Consider the following 20,712-nt stretch of genomic DNA (forward strand, 5'->3'; position numbering starts at 1 on the left):
CAGTCTGGCGTCAATATCCCGGCAGAAATTCCGGGTGCCCTCTGGGCGCACTCCCTCTGGTGGAAACCATCGGCGAACTTCTGCCGGAATTTACTACGAGTAGCGAATGCGAGGGTTCAAGAAGGTATACGCCAGGTCGCCTATCAGCCGGGTGGCGACGGCGATGGCCACGGTCAACATGGCGGCCGCTTCCACGGCGTTGAAATCGCCAAAGATGGCCGCGTCGTAGATGTACTTGCCCAGCCCCGGGTACCCGAAGATCACTTCCACCACCACCAGGCCCCCTACCAGCCAGTTGACGTGGAGCATGATGACCGTGATGGGGGCCATCAACGCGTTGCGCACGGCATGGCGCAGGACCACCCGCCAGTAGGGCAGCCCTTTGATGATGGCCGTCCGGATGTAGGGGGAGTCCATCACCTCCACCATGCTGGCCCGGGTCATGCGGATCACGTAGCCCAGCTCCACGGCCGTGAGGGTGAGCACCGGCAGGATCAGCAACTTGGGATCTTCGAAAACGGCGTCCGGGCTGAGGAAGATGGCCACCGCGGGCAAGACTTTCAGCCACACGCCGAAGATCAGGATCAGGAAGATGCCGCTGACGAACTCTGGGGTGGCCGTGGCGCCCAGGCTGACGATGGAGATGACGCGGTCCAGGGGCTTCCCTTCGTTGATGCCGGCCAGGATCCCCAAAAAGAGGGCCAGGGGCATGATCACCACGAAGGCCACGCCGGCCAACACCAGGGTGTTCCGCACCCGGGGTCCCAGGGTGACGGCCACCGGTCGCCCCGTCTGCAAGGAGATGCCCGGGTCGCCCCGCAGCAACCCCTTGCGCAGGGGGATGTAGCGCTGGGGGCCATCCCCTTCCCGGCGCATGCCGGCCTTGGTGAGGATGTAGACCACGGCCCCTTCCCCGCGTACCCACTTGACCGCGTTGTTGTTGGTGTCCACGCCCCAGAAGATCTGGCGCCCCTCTTCATCGGTCTGCCAGCGTTCTTCGGGCGCAGGACGCTGGACGCTGGAGCCATCCGGCTGGCGCACCAGCTCCACCAGCTCGCCCTCCTGCATGCGCCAGCGCAGCAGTTCCCCGTCCACCCGGGCCCACCACTCCTTCTCGCCGCTCTGGGGGTTGGGCACGGCCACCAGATCATGGCCCACCAGCCGCTCGGCGCGCCAGTCGTTGCCGATCAACCAGTCCAGATAGCGCAGCCAGGCCGGCTGATCCAGGCCCAACTGCAGGCGGTAGGAGGCCCGCTGCTCCGGCGTGGCGAAGACGCCCAGGATCTTGACGGTGATGTCACCGCTGCCCACTTCCAGGAGCATGAACAGGACGATCGAAACCAACAACATGGTGACGATGGTCGACAGCACGCTCCGTAAAATGAACCGTGTCATGTTTACTCCTTCAGCACCCCAACAGTCTCGTCAACCTGAACCTTCGATCCGGGGTGGTCGGCCAGCATCTCCCCAGGAGACGCAGCCATCCGCTTCCATGGCCATCCATAGAGAAGGGGGGACAGGATCTGCCCTGTCCCCCCTGCATGAGCCTGACCAGCTCGGAGCCGACCTCGGATCCAGGGCAAGACAAACGGCTGGCGAGGCCTTAAGCGTCCTTCCAGACCTCGTAGAGCAGGTCGTAGCTGGTGGGGTGAGCGGTTACGTTTTTGAACTCCGACCGGGTAATGTTCCAGACCTTCTTCCAGTAGCTGTTGCCGATGGGGCCTCGCTCCTGCATGATGTCCTCGATCTGGCTCATGATCTCCCGGCGAGCCTCCACATCCAGGGTGGCCTCCGCCTGGCGCAGGAGCTGGGTGAACTCCTCATCGGTCCAGCGGGTCTCGTTCCAGGGGACCGGGTTGCCCTCTTCGTCGGCGATGTAGGCCAGGGGAAGGACCATGGTGGCCAGGGGCCGGTGGGTCCAGGCAGTAATGCCCAGGTCTACCTCGGTCCAGCGATCCCAATAGCCGCTGGGTTCGGTGATGTCCAGGCTGATGTCGAAGCCGGCAGGCGCGGCCAGCTCCTTCAACGCCTGGGCGATCTCTGGCTCGGCTTCGTCGTTCTTGGTGGCCAGGGTCACCCGCAGGGGCAGTTCAATGCCCTTCTCGGCGGCGTACTCTTCCAACAGGGAGCGGGCCGTTTCCGGGTCATATTCGGGAATGGGCTTGGGCGCGTAGGCTGGATGCACTGGCGCCACATGGGCGTCGATGGAGAGATCTCCCTCGCCGTAGTAGGAGAGCTGGAGGATCTTCTCCCGATCCTGGCAGAGTTTGAGGGCAGTGCGCACCCGATTGTCGTTCCAGGGCTCCAGGTCCACCCGCATGCGCACCAGATAACACTGGGAAGTGCTGGCATCGTAGACGCTGAGCCCCGGCACATCCCGCAACGCCTGCCAGTCGCTGGGACGGGGCTGGTACATGGAGTCCACCTGGCCACTCTGGAGGGCGGCCACAGCCGCGTCCTTGTCAATGGAGACGTAGATGATCTCGTCCAGGTAGGGGAGGGGCTGACCGTCCTCGCCGTTGCGCCAGTAATCTTCCCGCCGCCGCAGGACAGCCCGTTCGCCTTCGGCATACTCTTCCAGCAGGAAGGCCCCGGTCCCCACCGGCTGTCGGACAATGTCGCCCTCGAAATTGCGGTGCAGGATCACGGCGGGATAGTGGAAGAGGTGCTCCGGCACACCGATGTTGGGCGAGTTCAAGTGCAGCTTGATGGTGTAGTCGTCCACCTTCTCCACGCTCTCCATGCCGTCCAGGTAGGTCAGCAGCCCCAACATGGAGGAGCCCACCTCGGGGTCCAGCCACTGGCTGAAGGTAAAGAGCACATCGTCCGCAGTGAGCTCGTCGCCGTTGTTGAAGGTGACACCCTGGCGCAGGTAGAGGGTCCACTCGGTGACGTCGTCGTTGGCCTCCCAGCGCTCCAGGAGGTAGGGGCGGGTGATGTTGTCCGGGCCGGTTTCAGTCAGATACTCGCAGACCTGGCGTACCACGTTGGCGCCCTCGATCCAGGAGAGGCGGGCCGGGTGGTCCAGGCGCTGTAGCTGCATGGCCTTGCGCAGGGTGCCGCCCCGTTTGATGGCACCGGTGGCGGCGGCCGCTTCCTGGCCCGCCTCGGTGGCCGCCGGCGCAGCCGGGCCCGCAGCGCCGGGCTGGGCATCGGGACCACAGGCGGCCAGGGCGTAGGCCATGGGGACCGAAGTGCCCAGCAGGGTCGCAAAGCGCAAAAACTCGCGGCGGGTGAATTTCCCCTTCTGCAGATCGCTGGCCGCATCCAGAACCGCGGGATGAATTCTTGGCTGTTTCTTCATCTGTCTGTCAACCTCCTTGTTTACTAATCCAATCTCACTACCTGACTTCTCGCGTTGCTTCCGCGTTTTTCGTTGCCCACCTCTTTACACGCTTTTACACGCTTTGCACGACCCACGCTTCGCACGGCTCTGGCATCTACTGATATTGGCACAGGATTGTTACTGAAATATTAATAAAATTTTACAGAGTGCCAGAAACCAGGGCCACGACGAGCAGCCAGGGACAGCAACCTGTAACACTGCCGGGAACAGGAATCTGGGTAATCCACCACTACCATGGTGGACGGAATCATGGGCAGAGACAAAGCCCGCAGGAGTGTTGGCCGTGGGCCAGCGGGCAACAGCGGATCCCGAGCAGGACCGTGCCTGATCTACCTGGTCACCACATGTCCAGGTGCCAGAGCAAACTACTGATTTCCGACAGGCGTCGCGATGATTGTTGAGGTGTTGTACGGCACAATTCAAACATGACGAAACAAAGTATACCATATTTGTAGCATTGGGGCAAAGAAAATCGAAAAATCCCCGTTTGTGACGGATTGTAGCCGTGTTGACTTTCCAGGTGGATTTGATATAGTGAACGCCAATGTCAGGGTCACACACACCAGGATCTTTCAAATCATTTGGACAGATGCTCCCAACTACTCTGCTGGCGGCTTCGACTCGCCAACGCGGCACCAACGAATCCCTGAACGAACTGGCCTATCGACAGATCCGCCACCAGATCCTCCACCTGGAACTGCCCCCCGCTTCCCTGCTGGACGAGACGGACCTGGCCACCGCCCTGGGCATCGGCCTGACCCCGGTGCGCCACGCCCTGCGCCGGCTGGCCTGGGAGAAGCTGGTGGTGATCATGCCCCGCCGGGGCACCATGGTGGCCGACGTCAACCTCTCCGACCTGCGCAAGCTCTTTGAGATGCAATTGGAGCTCTTCAGCCTGGCTGCCAGCCTGGCCGCCCAGCGGGCCACGCCGACCGAAATTCAACGCATGGTCCAGATCTGCCAGGCCATGCAGGAGAAAACCGACCAGATCGCCGACTGGCTCTGGCACCAGCAACAGCTCCACGAGCTGTTGACCGCAGCCAGCCACAACGAGTTCCTGGCAGAAACCCTGTCCTGGCAGTTCGGCCACACCATACGGCTGTCCAACCTGGCCGCTGACACCCTCCAGGCTTCCCTGGATGCCCGGACGGCTGAGCTGGCCCGGCTTCTCCAGGCCGTCCAGGAGAGGATGCCCCAGGAAGCCGCTGCCCTGGCCCGCACCTACCTGGCCCATCTCCACCAGGATCTGGTCTCCTATTTTTAGGGCGACATGGGCGATCCCGGGCGCGCCTTGTTCAAAACCCGTTCAAAAGACAACAGCAAAACACGACCACAGAAACCATCCAAGAAGATAGGATCCACCCATCATGGCCGTTGAAAAAACCATCCCCAGTGACATTGAAATTGCCCAGGCTGCCAGACTGGAACCCATCGAAGCCATCGCTGAAAAGATGGGCCTGGGCCGGGACGACATCGAGCTCTACGGCGACTACATGGCCAAGATCAAACTGGAAGCCATTGAGCGCCTGCAGGATCGTCCCAACGCCCGCTACGTGGTGGTCACCGCGGTCACGCCCACGCCCCTGGGAGAGGGCAAGTCCACCACGACGGTCGGCCTGGGACAGGCGTTCCACCACATGGGCAAGACGGCCGTCATCGCCATCCGCCAGCCTTCCCAAGGGCCGACCTTCGGCATCAAGGGAGGCGCCGCCGGTGGGGGCTACAGCCAGGTGGTCCCCATGGAGCAGTTCAACCTCCACCTGACCGGCGACATCCATGCCATCACCGCGGCCAACAACCTGCTGGCCGCCATGATCGACAACCACATCTATCACGGCAACGCCCTGGGCATCGACCCCTACAGCATCACCTGGCGGCGGGTGCTGGATGTGAGCGACCGGGAGCTGCGCAACATCGTGGCTGGCCTGGGCGCCCGCAGCGACGGACGCCCCCGCCAGACCGGCTTCGACATCACCGTGGCCAGCGAAGTGATGGCCATCCTGGCCCTGACTACCAGCCTGCGGGACATGCGGGAGCGCTTCGGGCGCATTGTGATCGGCCATACCTACGACAAAAAACCGGTCACAGCAGAGGAGCTGCGGGCTGCTGGCGCCATGACCGTACTCATGAAGGAAGCCATCAAGCCCAACCTCCTGCAGACCCTGGAAAGGACTCCGGCCCTGGTCCACGCGGGCCCCTTTGCCAACATCGCCCACGGCAACAGCTCCGTCCTGGCCGATCGGATCGGCATCAAAGCAGCCGACTTCCTGGTCACCGAAGCCGGCTTTGGCGCGGACATCGGCGCCGAAAAGTTCTTCAACATCAAGTGCCGGACCAGCGGCCTGCGCCCGGACGCCGCCGTGGTGGTGGCCACCGTGCGGGCGTTGAAGCTGCACACGGGCAAGTATCGGGTGACGCCGGGCCGCCCCCTGCCCGAGGAGATGCTGCAGGAGAATCCGGACGATGTCTACCAGGGCGCGTCCAACCTGCGCAAACAGGTTGAAAACGTGCGCAAACATGGGGTGACGCCGGTGATCTGCATCAACCACTTCGCCACCGACTATGAAAGCGAGGTGGAAGCCATCTTCACCGTGGCCCGGGAGCTGGGGGTGCGCTGTGCGCTCTCCAACCACTGGGCCGAAGGGGGCGCCGGCGCGGTGGATTTGGCCCGGGCCGTGGCCGAAGCGGCGGACGAGCCGTCGGACTTTCACTTTTTGTATGAGCTGGAGCGGCCCATCAAGGAGAAGATCGAAACCATCGCCCGGGAGATCTACGGGGCGGGCGAGGTCACCTACGACCGGGTGGCAGAGCGGCAGATCCGGGAATATGAGCGCAACGGCTTCGGCCATCTGCCCATTTGCATGGCCAAGACCCACCTGAGCCTGACCGCGGATCCGAGCGTCAAGGGGGCGCCCACTGGCTTCACCCTGCCCATCCGGGAGGTGCGGGCCAGCGTGGGCGCGGGGTTCATCTATCCGTTGGTGGGCGAAATGCGCACCATGCCCGGCCTGCCCAGCCACCCCGCGGCCGAGCGGGTAGACATCGACCTGGAGACCGGCCGGGTGGTAGGGCTCTTCTGAGGGCCTTTCCGCTGCCGGCACAAGGCCAGTTCAGAAAGGCCCCCTGTTCCAAAAGGACAATTATTCATAGGCCAGGTTGGGGCGGAGCCAGCGCTCCACCTCTTCCACCGTCATCCCCTTGCGCCGGGCATAATCCTCCACCTGATCTTTGCCAATCTTGCCCACGGTGAAGTAGGTGGACTGGGGGTGGGCGAAATAGTAGCCGCTGACCGCGGCCGTGGGCATCATGGCGAAGTGCTCGGTCAGGTGCAGGTCGATGCGCTCTTCCACCTGGAGCAGGTCGAAGAGGATGCGCTTTTCGGTGTGGTCGGGGCAGGCCGGGTAGCCCGGCGCCGGCCGGATGCCCCGATATTTTTCCTTGATGAGCTCCTCGTTGCTCAGGTTCTCATCCGGCGCGTAGCCCCAGAAGTGCTTGCGCACCTCCTCGTGCATCCACTCGGCCAGGGCCTCGGCCAGGCGGTCAGCCAGGGCCTTGACCATGATGCTATTGTAGTCGTCGTGGCGTCGCTCATAGTGGGCCACCAGCTCGTCCACGCCGATGCCCGCCGTCACGGCAAAGGTGCCCATGTAGTCGTGGACGCCGCCTTCCTCCGGTGCCACAAAGTCGGCCAGGCAGTAACAAGGACGATCGGCGCCCCGGTCGGTCTGCTGGCGCAGCATGTGGAAAGTGGTTAGCTCCTGGGTGCGGCTATCGTCGCGATACAGCACCACGTCGTCGCCCCGACTGTTGGCCGGGAAGAGGCCGATGACGGCCCGGGCGATCAGACGCTCGTGGGCGATGATGTCGTCCAGCATGGCCTGGGCATCGGCAAAGAGCTTGCGGGCCTCCGCCCCCTTGGCCGGGTCGTTGAGGATGGCCGGATAGGCGCCTTTCATCTCCCAGGTATGGAAGAAGGGCGTCCAGTCGATCTTCTCGGCCAGGGTGCCCAGGTTGATGGAGTCAAAGACCTGGGTACCCAACTGGGCTGGCCGCACAATGTCGGCCTCGGCCCAATCTGGGGCAAAGCGCCGGGCCCGAGCCGTGGCCAGATCCAGGAGAGATTTGCCGGCCTGGCGATTCCGGTGGTGACGGCGTAACTGCTCGTATTCGGCCTGGATCTCCTGGATGAACTGGTCCCGGCTTTGGGGGTTGAGCAGCTTTTCCACTACGCCCACGCTGCGGGAGGCATCCTGCACGTGGATGACCGGCCCGGTGTAGGCCGGGTCGATCTTGACCGCGGAGTGGATGCGGGAGGTGGTGGCGCCGCCGATGAGCAGGGGCTTGTCCATGCCCAGGCGGGTCATCTCCTTGGCCACGTGGACCATCTCATCCAGGGACGGGGTGATGAGGCCGCTGAGGCCCACGATGTCGGCATTCTGCTCGATGGCCGTCTGGAGGATCTTCTCCGCGGGTACCATGACGCCCAGGTCGATGATCTCGTAGTTGTTGCAGGCCAGGACCACGCCCACGATGTTCTTGCCGATGTCGTGGACATCCCCCTTGACCGTGGCCAGCACCACCTTGCCGGCCGTCCGGCTGTCGCCGTTCTGGCGGCGGGAAGCCTCAATGTACGGGAGCAGGTAGGCCACGGCCTTCTTCATGACCCGGGCGCTCTTGACCACCTGGGGCAGGAACATCTTGCCGGCCCCGAAGAGGTCGCCCACGATGTTCATGCCGTCCATCAGGGGACCTTCGATAACCTGGATGGGGTCGGGATACTGTTGCCGGGCCTCTTCCACGTCCTCTTCCACGTAGTCGGCGATGCCCTTGACCAGGGCATGGGCCAGGCGCTTCTCCACCGGCTGTTGTCGCCAGGCCAGGTCCTCGGTCTTCTTCTTGCCATTCCCCTTGACCGTCTCGGCAAAGGCCACCAGGCGCTCGGTGGCGTCCGGCCGGCGGTTGAAGATCACATCCTCCACCATCTCCAACAAGTCTTTGGGAATCTCCTCATAGACCACCAGTTGTCCGGCGTTGACGATGCCCATGTCCATGCCGGCCTGGATGGCGTGATAGAGGAAGGCGGAATGCATAGCCTCCCGCACCACGTTGTTGCCCCGGAAGGAGAAGGAGAGGTTGCTAACGCCGCCGCTCACCTTGCAGCCGGGCAGGGTCTGCTTGATGATGCGGGTGGCCTCGATGAAGTTGATGGCGTAGTCGTTGTGCTCTTCGATGCCGGTGGCGATGGCCAGGATATTGGGGTCGAAGATGATATCTTCCGGCGGGAAGCCCACCTCCTCAGTGAGGATCTTGTAGGCCCGGGTGCAGATCTCCACCTTGCGCTCCACCGTGTCGGCCTGGCCCTGCTCGTCGAAGGCCATGACGATGACGGCGGCGCCGTAGCGCCGGATCTGGCGGGCCTGCTCCTTGAAGACCTCCTCGCCCTCCTTCAGGCTGATGGAGTTGACCACCGACTTGCCCTGGACACACTTCAAGCCGGCCTCGATCACCGACCATTTGGACGAATCAATGACCACAGGCACCCGGGCAATGTCGGGCTCGCTGGCGATCAGGTTGAGGAAGCGCACCATGCTGGCCTCGCCGTCCAGCATGCCGTCATCGAAGTTCACGTCGATCATCTGGGCGCCGTTTTCCACCTGCTGGGCAGCCACCCGCACGGCCTCCTCGAAGTTACCTTCCATGATGAGGCGGCGGAAGCGGGCCGAGCCGGTGACGTTGGTGCGCTCGCCGATGTTGACAAAATTGGTGTAGGGCGTGATCACCAGGGGCTCCAGGCCGCTGAAGCAGGAATAACGCTCGATCTCCGGGATCTGGCGCGGGGGGAGATCCGAGACGGCGGCGGCGATGGCCCGAATGTGGTCCGGCGTGGTGCCGCAGCAGCCGCCCACGATGTTGATGAATCCACTCTGGGCGAATTCCCGCAGGTAGGCGGCGATCTCCTCGGGCGTCTGGTCGTATTCGCCAAATTCATTGGGCAGCCCCGCGTTGGGGTAGCAACTGACCAGGGTGTCGGCGATGTTGGAGAGGATCTCCATGTACGGGCGCATCTCCTTGGCGCCCAGGGCACAGTTGAGCCCCACGCTGAAAGGCCTGGCGTGCATGACCGAGTACCAGAAAGCTTCCGTGGTCTGACCGGAGAGGGTCCGCCCGCTGGCATCGGTGATGGTGCCCGAGAGCATGATGGGCACCTGAATGCCCCGCTGCGCGCACAGCTCATCGATGGCGTAGATGGCCGCCTTGGCGTTGAGGGTGTCGAAGATGGTCTCCACCAGCAGCAGATCCACGCCGCCGTCCAGCAGACCCCGGGCCTGCTCCTGGTACGCCTCCTTGAGCTGGTCGAAGGTGACGTTCCGGGCGCCGGGATTGTTCACGTCCGGGGAGAGGGAGGCGGTCCGGTTGGTGGGTCCCAGGGCCCCGGCCACAAAGCGGGGTTTATCGGGCGTTCTGGCGGTCCATTCGTCCGCCACCTGGCGGGCGATGGCGGCCGCGGCCCGGTTAATTTCGTAGGCCAGCCCCTCGGTTCGATAGTCGGCCTGGGAGATGGCGTTGGCGTTGAACGTGTTGGTTTCGATGATGTCGGCCCCGGCCGCCAGGTAGGCGTGGTGGATCTCGGCGATGATATCCGGCTGGGTGAGGCAAAGCAAGTCGTTGTTGCCCTTGAGGCTGACCGGATGATCCTGAAAACGGTCCCCGCGGAAGGCCGCCTCATCCAACTGGTAGCGCTGGATCATGGTCCCCATGGCGCCATCCAGCAACAAGATGCGCTGTTGGGCCAACTTTTGCAGCTGTGTGGTCACTTGGGTCATGCACACCTCCATTCTGTCGTGACGACAACATGTTCATTATAAACGGACCCCCAGCCCCCGCCCCAAAAAGCAGGCCTGCCCTGGCAGAGCAAACACCAGCCCAACAAAAGACGGGTGGCCGCCAAAGGGACGGGCCACCCGTGGGATTCAGGCCGACTCTGCGGTTGTGGGTACGGCGCCCCGCATGCCAGGGCGCCGTATCAGCGAAAAAGGCTCTCCACAGGAGACATCATATCAATATCATCAGTATCAGTAGACGTCATAGTAGACGGTCCGCTGTTCCCGGAATTCCTCCCGGTAGCGCCGGGCCCGGCGTTCGGCCTGGCGCAGGGTCCAGCCCCAAAGGGTCAGGCTGGTGCCCACGAAGAGCAGGCCAAAGGCAACCAGATAGGCCAGAAGCTCCGGCCAGATCAGAATGGCCAGGGCCAGTGCCATGAGGGCCAGGCCAGGAGCCATCACCAGCCACCAGCTCCGGTCGGCGATCTGGCGGCCGTAGTGCTGGAATCGAATGAAAATGGGTGAACGGGTAAACATGGTTTTTCTCCTGAATGTCACCTTACTCCCGACGCCCCATCAACAGGGAGGCGTAGTAGAGCAGGGTCATGATGGCCTGCAGCGCCGCCGCCACGTAGGTCAGCGCGGCTGCATCCAGCACGCTGTTAACCCCTTGCAGCTCCTGGGGTGTCAGAATCCCCTGGGAGACCAGCAACTGCTTGGCCCGCCGGCTGGCGTCAAACTCCACCGGCAGGGTCACCAGGGCGAACAGGGCTGTCGCGCCAAAGAGCAACAGGCCGAACCAGGCAATGCTCTGGCCCACCGCACCGGACATGATCAGGCCGATGACGAAGAGGATGGGCCCCAGCCAGCTCCCGATCTGGACGCTGGGCACCATGGCCGTGCGCAGCTGGAGCGGCGCGTAGTTCTGCTGATGCTGCAGGGCATGGCCGGCTTCGTGGGCGGCCACCCCCACCGCCGCCAGGGTCGGACCGTCGTAGACGTCCGGGCTCAGCCGCAGGGTTCGGGTGCGCGGATCATAGTGGTCCGACAGGAACCCGCCGACCCGTTCCACGGTCACATGGGTCAGCCCGTTGGCATCCAAAATACGACGGGCCGCCCGGGCACCGGTTATCCCGGTGGATACCCGAACCCGGGAATAGCGCCCAAAGGCGGATTGGACCTTCATCTGGGCATAGAGGCCCAGAATCAGGGCCGGCAATGCAAAGAGCAGGTAAAGTGGATCGAAGAAAAACATACTTCTTTCTCCTGTTCCCCCGGAACTTGCTGAAATCAGTCACCTAAAATCAGTCACCTAAAGGTGCTGCAATTTTCCCAGTTAACTTTCCTAATTATACGTGCCTACTGTACCACAAGTTGCACCAGATGGGGGTTAGCAGATGATTAGTTTTCTGTTAGCATCTGCCCAGGCTACAGGGCCCCCAGACGGCGGCGCTGTACCATTCGCAACAGGGGAGAAAGCTCCGCGCTCCCCAGGGCCAGGCTGCCACCCAGGTAGACCGCCGCGGCCAGCACCATACCGCCCACGGCCGGCAGCCAGCCGGCAACACCCACGCCCAGTACCGGCCCCAGGCTGTTCATCAGCCGTAGCCAGCCGACCACCGCCGCGGCCATGATCAAGGTTGCACCGCCGCAACGGCCCAGGGTAGCCACCACAGATCGCAGCGCCAGCCCGCCCAGCCGGCGTCGCAGCAGCCCCAGCAGGCAGAGAAACTCCAGCGTCGTGGCGGTGCTGTTGGCCAGGGCCAGGCCCCCGTAGGAGAGATACCGAACCCACCACAGGCTCAACACGATGTTCAGAACCATGGCGGCCACGCCTATCCAGACGGGCGTGGCCGTGTCGTGGAGGGCATAAAAGGCCCGCACCGCGATCTCCACGCCCGCGTGGGCCACCAGCCCCAGGGCGTAAAACTGCAGGGCATAGGCCACCATGGCCGTGCTCCGGGCATCAAACTCCCGCCGCTCCAACAGCAGCTGGATGAGAGGCTGCCGCAGCACGTAGAGCCCGGCCGCCGCCGGAATGGTGAGAAAGAGGACCACCCGCAAAATCTGGCCAAAGGTTTCCCGCAACTCATCTCGGCGGCCAGCAGCCACCTGGGCCGAGAACGTGGGAAAGGCAGCCGTGGCCAGGGCCTGGGCAAAGATCCCCTGGGGCAGAAGCATGAGCAACCAGGCATAGTTCAAGGCGCTTAAGCTGCCCGCCTGGAGGTTGCTGGCCAGAATGGTATTGACCAGGAAATGTAGCTGTACAAAAAGCAAGCCCAACACCCGGGGCCCCATCAACCGCAGGACCTCCCGGACCCCGGCATCAGCCAGGCCCAGGCTCCACCGATACCGGGCCTGATACCGCCAGAGGCCCGGCAGCTGTACCAGCAGATGGGCAAAGGCACCGGCCACCACCCCAGCCACCAGGCCATAGACCCCCCAATGGGGAGCCAGCCACCAGGCCCCGGCGATGATGGCCAGGTTGTAAAACAGCGGCGCGGCTGCCGGCAGGAGAAAATGTTGGGTGGCATTCAGGGTGCCCATCACCAGTCCGCTGACGCCGAACACCACGGTGCTCACCAGCATCCAGCGCATGAGCTGGGCCGCCATCTGTTGTTGGGCGGGGGAAAAACCAGGAGCGATCACATGGGTCATCAGGGGGAGGGCAAAGAGGGCTGCCAGCGCCGAGAGGAGACTCAGACAAAGCACCAGCAGGTTCAGGACCCGACTGAAGAGGAGCCAGGCGCCGCCCTCATCACCTTGAACCCAGTAGCTGGCAAAGGTGGGGATGAAGGCGCTGCCCAGCGCCCCCCCGGCGACCAGCTGAAAAAGGAGGTCTGGCACTCGAAAAGCCGCCAGGTATGCGTCCAGGTCAGCGCTGGTGCCGAAACGGGCACCGATCACCATTTCCCGGGCCAACCCGGCCACCCGACTGAGGACAAAAAAGACCATCACCACCAGCGCGGCGCTGGCCAATTGCCCTCCCCGGCGCACAGCCGTCCCGGGGGAGGAGTGCCCCCCTGCTTCCACTGTGGCGGACGTTCCGCCGTGCTCTGGCAATTCCCCATTCATGGCCGGGGATTATAGCACAGCCCCCCACCGAATGGAGATACCAGGCGGCGACGAAACGAGGGGTGCCCCACCGGAGCGAGGCCTTTGATTGCCAAATGATTGCCAAAACGGAACAGGTGTGCTAAATTGCACGGGGCATGTGGCCCACGAGCCCAGTACATGCCAGCACAAAAACGCCAGTATACAACGGATGTAGAAGGGGATCGATGAACAACCTATACCTGGCCATGAACGGCTGGCGGGAGATCCTGGCCCGCGTGTTCGAGGGCTTCCACGGGGAGGACAACATCAGCCCGGACTGGCTGGTCAATCCCGCCACCCGCCGCCGTCTGAAACTGGATCGATATTACCCGGAGATCGGGATCGCCATTCGTTTTGTCGGCTTGACGGCCAAAGGCCAGCGCCGACGCAGCGACTGGGAAGTTCTCGAGGATGAGCAACGGGACCAGACCCGGGATGAACTCTGCCGCCTCCACGGTGTCGCCCTGGCCCGCATCGATCCAACCCAGGATCCGGTCAAACAGATGGACAACTTGCTGCGCATCCTGGCCCGGGCGAGCCGTCAGATGGCCCAGGGCGACCGGGAAGAGGCGGAGAAGGCCAGGTGGATGCCGCGTCTGGCCGAGGCCCGCTCCCGCGCCGCGGAGCTGCGCAGCCGCGTGGCCAGGGCACCGGAGCAGATGATGGCCAACCTGGCTGAAAGCTGGCGGGATCGGGAGGCTGGACTGGCCTCGACCCTCCAAGCGTCTACCAGACCCGTCCCTTCCCCCTCCGGTCCGGGCCTGGAGAATCTATCCCTTCACCAGCGAGTCCGCCACGAACGCTACGGCGAAGGGATCATCACAGGACTCCAGGGGGATGGAGAGGAGGCCACGGTCACCATCCTCTTCGATGCGGAACAGGAACGAACGTTCCTCGTCGCGCTGGTGCGCGACAAGCTGGAGGCCGTTCCCCGCTGAACTGCCCATCCATTTGTGTGGTGACCATCGGGGAGCTGGTTCGGTTGCCGGCTGGCCAGATGGATGAGGCCGGCGGGCGAACCGTCAGCTTTCGTACGGTTCGTTGGCGAAGCCGGCACCGCCCCCGTAGGTGGAAGTGGACTCGGTCTGGCCTTCCTGGTGCATCTTGAGCAAAAGGGCGGCTGTGAGACGGGTATTTTCCTCCACCGCCAGCTGCAGATGGATGCTCTCTCCGCTCACGTACAAGACCAGAAAGTAGAACAAGCCTCCGACCAGCAATAGCAGCCCGCCCACAATGCCGCCGCCGGCCGTGAGCAGATTTCCCGCATCTCCGGTGGCTGCACCTCCTATCAGGTTGGTCATCATATTGCCGGCCACGGCGACCCCAATCGCGCCCAACACCGACAGCACCAGGACGATCCAGGCCAACACCTTGAGCAGAGTGCCGAAAAAGCGCAGCACGCCAAAACGTTTGGGTACAGTCATGCTCCCCTCCTTGTATGATGGCGATGAAGAATTTGAATGTATCGATTCGATGATGGAACTGGTACAGTCTGGCGTCAATGCCACGGCAGAAATTCTGGACGCCCTCTGGGCGCGCACCCTCTGGTGGGAGCCATGGGCGAGTTTCTGCCGGGATCTACTGACAGGCGCCTCCGGGAGTCGTGTTGACCCGGCCAAACGCTGTCATTGTACACGAAATAGTCGATTCCGACTAGGTGCTGACCACAGTCACGATAGTCGGGCATCGTTCATCCTCTTCGGCGTTGGCCCATTGGACAGGGGCGTCCGATGGGCAACCCCAGGCCAGTGAAGGGACAGCGACCGATGCGCAGGGACGAGCTGCGCCTACCATATGGCGGCCGCCCTATATCCACATTCGCCAGGGCCGGGTGAGCAGAGGCGGGTGCGCCTGGGCCACCAATAAAAAACCCGCCGGCGAATCCGGCGGGCCAGCCCGATGCATCCACGAGGGTGTGCTCCCCGGGCATGTCATGGAATAAACGTTGGATAAATCAGGAATCAGAACGCTCGGTCACCTTGGCGCTGCTCTCCTGCTTGGCCTTGTCGCTGCCTGTCCCGTTTTCGCTGGAGGTACCCGAACCGTTTGCCCTGGCGGTGGACTTGTCTGCCCGCTTATTGTCGTTCTTGCTGTCGGTGATGTACCAGCCGCTCCCCTTAAAATGGATGGCGGGCGGACTCAGCCGCCGTTGCACGTGCTCGCTGTCGCACTGGCCACAGCGTGGCAGGCTGTTGTCGGAGAAGGACTGGATGCGTTCAAATTCGTAACCGCATTCTTGACAGACAAATTCGTAGATTGGCACGGCTACCTGCTCCTTCACGAACTCCATGAACAGACGACACCGGAAATGTTACGCCACTCCATATCCACGACATTCAACGCTGCTAAACTTCCACAACCTCCGTGAACATGGCTCCACGTGACCACTTACCACTGCCCCCCGGGAAGAAAAGCCTGCTTGCGCTTCATGCCGCAACCGACTATACTAAACAGGTACCTCTCCAGGCTTCTTCCCAGGGCTATCCAAATTACAACTTTAGCAGTATAATCATCCACGAACACCTTGTCGAATTTTTCAATAGACGTGTAAAAAAATCCAACCGACACGGAACCAGCCCGTTCTAGCCGGTCGTTCCATACCAATGACATACCAATTCATTAAGCAACCTCTAGTGTCTGGCCTCTATGAGCCAGAAGGCATCTATTTGAGCTCACCATTTCCCCATCCCCAGCGATTGGTTCAGCGCTGGGGAGAGGCAGCGTCGTTCTACGGCCAATACCGCTACAACGGCGTCCCCCTCAAGGGACACCCGGGCGTCGATTTTGCGGTGGCCGGCGGGCTGGCCCTGCTGGCTGTGGACGATGGGCGGGTGACCGAGATTAGCTACGAAGCGGAGGGGTTGGGGCGGTACCTGAAGCTGGAACACCGGTGGGGAGAATCCCTGTACGCCCTGCTGGGGGAAATCGTGGTTGAAGCCGGCCAGCGAGTCCCGTGTGGGCAGCTCCTGGCCCATGCGGCTGAATCCGAATCGGAGGCCCATGTGCTCTTTCACTTTGCCATTCGGATTCAACCCTACAACCGCTTCGACGGGTGGGGAGGCTTCACCGATCCCCTGCCCTTCCTGGATCCAGCAGCGGTCGACACCCTGGACGAAGAACCGGTTGTGTTGGATGTGCTTCATCCCATGGCCGTAGAGGAACCGGGCATGCGACGTCCTTGATGTATTCCGTTATGGAGACAAAACGCATCAAGAGCGGGAAGGTTGATCGCATATTTTTCTTGTGAAAAATACTTATCAGAATTAGTATTCATAGTATGGGCTGGGGATAACGGGGATAAGTAAACATGCCAGGCACTCTCCCCCCTACATCTGCGCTGGCTGGACTGAAATCCCCTAGATATAGTAGAAGGTTGTCGGTAAAGACTCCCACCCTATTGGGGAAAACTTGGGGAGTAACTCGCGAATAAGACGGATAACTTTCCGGCGGTACTACCGAGACCCCCTACAGGTAGTGTCTGCTTATGATCCAAGCCCAATTGTGTTGATAACTTGCCAATGGTGGGGATAATTTATCCCCGATTTATCCGCATACTTATGCCAGGGGTTATCCATAGAAAATCCCCAGATATTTCCACAGTAAAGGGGGAATGCACCACAGAAACCCGGCCTGCAGCGCGAATTGCCGGAGAGAAAACCCGAAAGGCACTGCCCATCTATGAGAACTGGGGCTTGCCCATGGAGTCATCAGATGGGTGCAAGGCAGATTCAGACAGGATGGTACCACATTCAGACAGTTTGGGGTTGGGATAAGCTGTGGATAACTTCGGCAAATTGTTGAAAAGTGCCGGTTTGGGAGGGAGTTGTGACTGAGACTATACGTGTGTTAATCGCCGACGATCATACAGTGGTGCGCGGGGGGCTATGCGCCCTGCTGGAGGACGTGCCGGACATCGAGGTGGTGGCGGAAGCTGCCGATGGTGTGGAGGCCGTGCTGAAGGTGCGCGCCATGAAACCAGATGTTATCCTGATGGATTTAATGATGCCCCGCAAGACGGGCATCGAGGCCATCGAAGAGATCAAACGTGAAAATCCCCAGGCCCGCATCCTCGTCCTGACCAGTTTCTCCGACGACGACAAGGTCTTCTCCGCCATCAAGGCCGGGGCCCTGGGCTACCTGTTGAAGGAAACATCGCCGGACGATCTGGTGCACGCCATCCGGGATGTCTACCATGGGGAATCTTCGCTGCATCCGGCCATTGCCCGCAAGTTGATCCGCGAGCTGAACAGGCCCACCACCTTGCCTCCTTCGGATGAGCCGTTGACGGAACGGGAAGCCGAAGTGCTGGTCCTGGTGGCACGCGGCCTGTCCAACCAGGACATCGCCGACAGGCTGGTGATCAGCGAGCGCACGGTGCGTACCCACGTGAGCAACATCCTCAGTAAGCTTCACCTGGCCAATCGGACCCAGGCAGCCCTCTACGCCCTGAAAGAAGGCTTGACTACCCTGGACGACATTGGCTCATGAGGTCGACACACCACACCGGGCGCACATGGCCCACGATACTGGAGCCATCTGGACAAAGGGCACAAGCAAACGGTTGAGAAGGCTCCTGGAACTCCGAGCGAATTTCCAGGAGCCTTCTCGATCTACCGGCGCTCCACAGTCCCACGAACATGGCCCCATGGATTCTGGCGAGGCGTGCTGCGCTCGTGCACAAACCACGCGTTATACACCCGTTTCGCACTTTGTTTTTAGTTTTTATCTGCCGAGTTTTCATCTACCGATGATCCAGATTCCCCTCTTTGCCCTGGAGCCTTTCGGTGGCCTCTGGGCAGATAGCCTCTTTATTGCAGTCGCGTCACCGGAATCCTTCTGCAAATCGGTGACCAATCTACAGCTTTTGCATGATGTGTCCAATGTCGGAGTGTGCTAATATCGATGATTGAACCATTTGACGGTGCATTTCCCCTTGAAGCCCCACAATCTGGCGTGAAATAGATATCTGCACCTGGGGTTCACGAATAGACAGAAACATGCAGACAAGAATATGGCGGCGCTTTGGAAGACAGTTTGGGAGTGGAATCTGATGGGACAGAAGGCGCAGGGCAGTGAGCGGGATCAGGCCCCGCCCCCAGTGCAGGAGGACGCGGAACTCCCTTCCAGCAGTCTAGATACGGAAGATGTGGTACGGGTTCTGGTCGTCGACGACGAAAAAATGGTACGCAGCCTGCTGAGTATTTCCCTGCAGCGTCTGGGGTACCAGGTAGTGATGGCTGCAAATGGGCGAGAGGCCCTGGAATTGTTCGAACAGCATGACTTTGATCTGGTGCTGCTCGATGTGATCATGCCCGACCTGGATGGCTTTGCCGTTTGCAAGCAGTTGCGCAAGATATCGGCAGTCCCCATCCTGATGCTGACCGCCCTCAACCGCCCCGATGACATCGTGCGGGGGTTGGAGTTGGGGGCCGACAACTATGTGACCAAGCCCTTTACCTTCAAGGAGGTGGAAGCCCGCATCCGGGCCATCCTGCGGCGTACCAGCAACAAGCTGGATGAGCAGGCCTTCCAGGTCATTGAGCTTGGCGATGTGCGTCTCAACAGCGAACAACGCACGGTCTCGGTGGCCGGCCGAATGATTTCGCTGACCCGCACCGAATTTCGGCTTCTCCAGTACCTGATGGCCAACGCCAACCGGCCCGTCAGCAAGCAAGATCTGTTGGAGAACGTCTGGGGATACGAATCCGCCGATGGGATCAACTCCAACCTGGTGGAGCTGGCCATTCGACGCCTGCGGAAGAAATTAGAGGAAGATCCCTCTCAACCCCAGCGGCTGGTCACCGTACGAGGCGTGGGCTATAAGTTCTGCGTCCATGCCCCCCCGGCACCTGGTCCCCTGACATCTGGAAGCTACCAGGCGGGCAGCCGCCGACGGGGACAGGAATTGCGGCCAACGTCCCGGGCCAGCCTGGGCGACGATTCCCGCCGACGCCCGCTGCGGTTGCCGTCGCCCTCGTAAGCGGATACGGCAGAGCTGACACAACAGCAGCGTCGAGCTGCACTTTGTTTGACTTTTACCCAAAATTCCTCATTTTTCCCCAACTTATCCCCAAATCGGGCCGAACCTGACCGGGTTCGGCCCGACCGCGTTGGTTCCCATGTGCTCCTTCTGTGCTAAAATGCCGGTGTAACAAGGGGCGGCAAGTCTCTGTCTTCAAACGCCCCATGGGACATGGTGGGTCAGTATGTACGGGGGAGCGAACAATGAAATCCCGGTTCTGGATGGCTGGTAGAATCTTGAGCTTTTGGCAACGACGGTGGTGGCTGTGGGGAGGAGCAGCACTGCTGATGGCCGCCTGTCAGGGCTTGCCCCTGTTCCCCACGCCCACGCCACCCCCCACACCCACCTTGCCACCGCCCACGCCGACCCCCCTTTCCGTGGCCAGCCCGGCAGGCGCAATTCCCCTGATCGACGCCGAAGGCTTTGACATCGCGGAACGCCGGGTCATCGACGTCTACGCCCGGGTGGCCCCGTCGGTGGTGAACATCACCACCCGGGTGCTGCGTCGGGGCTTTTTCTTCAACGTCATCCCCGAGGAAGGGGCGGGCTCCGGCTTTGTCCTGGACACCGAGGGGCACATCCTGACCAACTATCACGTCATCAGCGGCGCGGAACATATCGAGGTCAGCTTTGGCAACGACGCGGTGGTGTCGGCCCAAGTAGTAGGTGTCGATCCCCGCAACGACATCGCCGTGCTCCAGGTGGACGTGGCGCCTGAGCTGCTGGTGCCCGTGGAGCTGGGCACATCGGCCAACCTGAAGGTGGGCCAGCGAGCCATAGCCATCGGCAACCCCTTCGGCCAATTCGAGCGCACGCTAACCACTGGTGTCATCAGCGCGCTGGGGCGCACTCTGGAAGGCCAGGATGGCCGCACCATTTCCGGCATCATCCAGACAGACGCAGCCATCAACCGGGGCAATTCCGGTGGGCCCCTGCTGGACAGCAGCGGGCGGGTCATCGGCATCAACACGGCCATTTTCAGCCCCACCGGTACTAACGCCGGCGTAGGCTTTGCCGTGCCCATTGACACTATACGGCGGCTGCTGCCAGATCTGCTTACCTTGGGGCGCTATCGGCACCCCTGGCTGGGGATCCGCTACGCCTATGCCCTCACCCCAGGGCTGGCCGAGCGGCTGGGCCTTCCCGTCAATCAGGGGCTCCTCATCGTCCAGCTCTACCCGGGATCGCCCCTGGAGCGGGCAGGCGTGCGCGGGGCCCAGCGGGAGGTTATCCTGGGCAACCAGCGGATTTACGTGGGCGGTGACATCCTGGTTGCGGTGGCCGGCCAGCCCATCAGCCGCCTGGAAGAGCTGGAAATCTTGTTGGAAGAGCAGTTTCAGGTGGGCGACACGGTGAGGGTGGAGCTGCTGCGGGACGGGGAGCGGTTGACCCTGGACGTCACCCTGGCGGAGGAACCGGGATAACCA

Annotated in this window: 15 protein-coding genes; 7 read left to right on the top strand and 8 right to left on the bottom strand. The window is 62.0% G+C overall.

Going from position 1 to position 20,712, the window contains the following annotated elements:
* Window positions 1-93 precede the first annotated feature (93 nt).
* Window positions 94-1,395 carry an ABC transporter permease gene (locus FKZ61_RS01020; RefSeq protein WP_229964082.1) on the bottom strand — a complete coding sequence of 434 codons (1,302 nt, stop codon included), beginning with the start codon at window positions 1,393-1,395 and terminating at the stop codon, window positions 94-96.
* A gap of 208 nt (window positions 1,396-1,603) precedes the next feature.
* Complete coding sequence (locus tag FKZ61_RS01025; protein WP_141608201.1) at window positions 1,604-3,304, bottom strand: ABC transporter substrate-binding protein; 1,701 nt, start codon at window positions 3,302-3,304, stop codon at window positions 1,604-1,606.
* A 631-nt stretch (window positions 3,305-3,935) separates the two neighbouring features.
* On the opposite strand from FKZ61_RS01025, the gene FKZ61_RS01030 reads away from it, so the two are divergent.
* Together FKZ61_RS01030 and FKZ61_RS01035 are read left to right on the top strand one after the other, a co-directional pair.
* The gene (locus FKZ61_RS01030) at window positions 3,936-4,610 is read left to right on the top strand and encodes a GntR family transcriptional regulator (RefSeq protein ID WP_170199028.1); all 675 of its coding nucleotides are present in this window, start codon (window positions 3,936-3,938) and stop codon (window positions 4,608-4,610) included.
* 103 nt (window positions 4,611-4,713) lie between these two features.
* A complete protein-coding gene (locus FKZ61_RS01035) occupies window positions 4,714-6,426 on the top strand; it encodes a formate--tetrahydrofolate ligase (protein ID WP_211358345.1) in 1,713 nt (570 codons plus the stop codon).
* Window positions 6,427-6,486: 60 nt separating this feature from the next.
* On the opposite strand, the gene metH is transcribed toward FKZ61_RS01035, so the two are convergent.
* The 4 genes from metH to murJ all read right to left on the bottom strand — a co-directional run bounded on the left by metH (window position 6,487) and on the right by murJ (window position 13,242).
* Window positions 6,487-10,170 (bottom strand): methionine synthase, encoded by a 3,684-nt coding sequence (metH, locus tag FKZ61_RS01040; RefSeq protein ID WP_141608203.1) that lies wholly within the window; start codon window positions 10,168-10,170, stop codon window positions 6,487-6,489.
* Between the two features lie 249 nt (window positions 10,171-10,419).
* A complete protein-coding gene (locus FKZ61_RS01045) occupies window positions 10,420-10,704 on the bottom strand; it encodes a hypothetical protein (RefSeq protein WP_141608204.1) in 285 nt (94 codons plus the stop codon).
* Between the two features lie 22 nt (window positions 10,705-10,726).
* Window positions 10,727-11,422 carry a zinc metallopeptidase gene (locus tag FKZ61_RS01050; RefSeq protein WP_141608205.1) on the bottom strand — a complete coding sequence of 232 codons (696 nt, stop codon included), beginning with the start codon at window positions 11,420-11,422 and terminating at the stop codon, window positions 10,727-10,729.
* A 173-nt stretch (window positions 11,423-11,595) separates the two neighbouring features.
* The gene (gene murJ / locus FKZ61_RS01055; RefSeq protein WP_141608206.1) at window positions 11,596-13,242 is read right to left on the bottom strand and encodes a murein biosynthesis integral membrane protein MurJ; all 1,647 of its coding nucleotides are present in this window, start codon (window positions 13,240-13,242) and stop codon (window positions 11,596-11,598) included.
* A gap of 206 nt (window positions 13,243-13,448) precedes the next feature.
* On the opposite strand from murJ, the gene FKZ61_RS01060 reads away from it, so the two are divergent.
* Window positions 13,449-14,201 carry a hypothetical protein gene (locus FKZ61_RS01060; protein WP_141608207.1) on the top strand — a complete coding sequence of 251 codons (753 nt, stop codon included), beginning with the start codon at window positions 13,449-13,451 and terminating at the stop codon, window positions 14,199-14,201.
* A gap of 84 nt (window positions 14,202-14,285) precedes the next feature.
* On the opposite strand, the gene FKZ61_RS01065 is transcribed toward FKZ61_RS01060, so the two are convergent.
* On the bottom strand, window positions 14,286-14,687 hold the full coding sequence (locus tag FKZ61_RS01065; protein ID WP_141608208.1) for a hypothetical protein: 402 nt from the start codon (window positions 14,685-14,687) through the stop codon (window positions 14,286-14,288).
* A 530-nt stretch (window positions 14,688-15,217) separates the two neighbouring features.
* A complete protein-coding gene (locus FKZ61_RS01070) occupies window positions 15,218-15,553 on the bottom strand; it encodes an FmdB family zinc ribbon protein (RefSeq protein WP_141608209.1) in 336 nt (111 codons plus the stop codon).
* Window positions 15,554-15,929: 376 nt separating this feature from the next.
* Here FKZ61_RS01070 and FKZ61_RS01075 point away from each other — a divergent pair, with 376 nt between their 5' ends.
* The 4 genes from FKZ61_RS01075 (at window position 15,930) to FKZ61_RS01090 (ending at window position 20,709) form a co-directional block, all read left to right on the top strand.
* Window positions 15,930-16,445: a M23 family metallopeptidase gene (locus FKZ61_RS01075; protein WP_229964083.1), complete on the top strand. Its 516-nt coding sequence runs from the start codon at window positions 15,930-15,932 to the stop codon at window positions 16,443-16,445.
* A 643-nt stretch (window positions 16,446-17,088) separates the two neighbouring features.
* The gene (locus FKZ61_RS24210; RefSeq protein ID WP_141608211.1) at window positions 17,089-17,751 is read left to right on the top strand and encodes a response regulator; all 663 of its coding nucleotides are present in this window, start codon (window positions 17,089-17,091) and stop codon (window positions 17,749-17,751) included.
* A 562-nt stretch (window positions 17,752-18,313) separates the two neighbouring features.
* On the top strand, window positions 18,314-19,243 hold the full coding sequence (locus FKZ61_RS01085) for a response regulator transcription factor (RefSeq protein ID WP_170199036.1): 930 nt from the start codon (window positions 18,314-18,316) through the stop codon (window positions 19,241-19,243).
* A 329-nt stretch (window positions 19,244-19,572) separates the two neighbouring features.
* Complete coding sequence (locus tag FKZ61_RS01090) at window positions 19,573-20,709, top strand: S1C family serine protease (RefSeq protein WP_141608213.1); 1,137 nt, start codon at window positions 19,573-19,575, stop codon at window positions 20,707-20,709.
* Window positions 20,710-20,712: the final 3 nt, after the last annotated feature.

The sequence above is a fragment of the Litorilinea aerophila genome, assembly GCF_006569185.2.
In the GTDB taxonomy this organism is placed as follows: Bacteria; Chloroflexota; Anaerolineae; order Caldilineales; family Caldilineaceae; genus Litorilinea; species Litorilinea aerophila.